At 57.1% G+C, this 985-nt stretch carries 1 protein-coding gene; it reads right to left on the bottom strand.

What is annotated here, in order from left to right; genetic code table 11:
- Positions 1-148: 148 nt before the first annotated feature.
- Positions 149-985, bottom strand: an 837-nt coding sequence (locus RE6C_RS27555) for a transposase (RefSeq protein ID WP_236618571.1), incomplete at its 5' end; no start/stop codon positions are given.

Below are 985 nucleotides of genomic sequence, written 5' to 3' on the forward strand. Positions count from 1 at the left end.
CCCGCATTATTCACCAAGAGCGTGAGCACGTGTTGATTCACTGGCGATTGCGGCGGGCGGTTTGTTGAGGGCGGTTTTGATCGAAATCTGCGTCGTTGGCGCACAAAGCCCCCCTCCCCAAAGTCGCTTCTCGTTTCGATGGGGCCGATTATTGGCGAAGCACTTCTCGCAAGTGAGCGTGCCTTGGCGGTGGCGTGAATCCGCACGGAACATTGGCTTGCACCGTAGAAGATTCCCAGTTTTCGATGCGGCTGATCAGACGAGACCACAGTGGCTCGGCCGACTCCGCGATTCGCAAAATCAGTCGTCGCGAATGTTTCACCATCCGGCCGCCAACCTTCAGCACGGACCCGACGAACCGCCGCATGTCCCAACCACCACCAACCGCCTCTTCAAGCTCGCCTCGACAGATCGTGTTGAGATTGAAAGCCAACAACGCAAGTAGCATCGTCGCGTCATTCGCCTTGAATCCTTGCGAAGACAAGTGAACGCCGATCGATTCGTTAAACTCACCAAGCCGGTCCTCGAACGTGCCTCGCTTTCGATAGTGAGCGAGCAGCGTGTCAGCATCGCGGGATTCCTCCTCCCAATTGGTCACCAAGAAGAACCAGCGCGGCATCAAGTTCAATTGACCTGTCGTAGGATCAGGCTGATCGACCACAACGAGGATCAATCGTTGGGCATGCTTCCACGAGTCGGCCTGATAGTTCCCAAGCTCAACGGTGTACTCGTACCCGTTCTGCGGTGGCCGCCCTGGTGGACGATGGATGTGCTCGGCAGCCAAGGCGTCGAGTTTCGTGTTGGACTTCAATCGCCCGACAAAACGCCTGTTTTTCGAACTCAGCTCGTCCATCACGCTGCCAATCGTGTAGCCCGCATCGAGTCGGTAATCAACGTGCTGTGCGATCGAGTGGGCGTGGTCGTCGGTCTTCTCGACAAAGCGTTTCATGCCGTTGGCGGTGTGGACTTGGCCTTGGCGAAGCGT

Origin of the sequence: Rhodopirellula europaea 6C (assembly GCF_000338295.1) — a bacterium.
Lineage (GTDB): Bacteria > Planctomycetota > Planctomycetia > Pirellulales > Pirellulaceae > Rhodopirellula > Rhodopirellula europaea.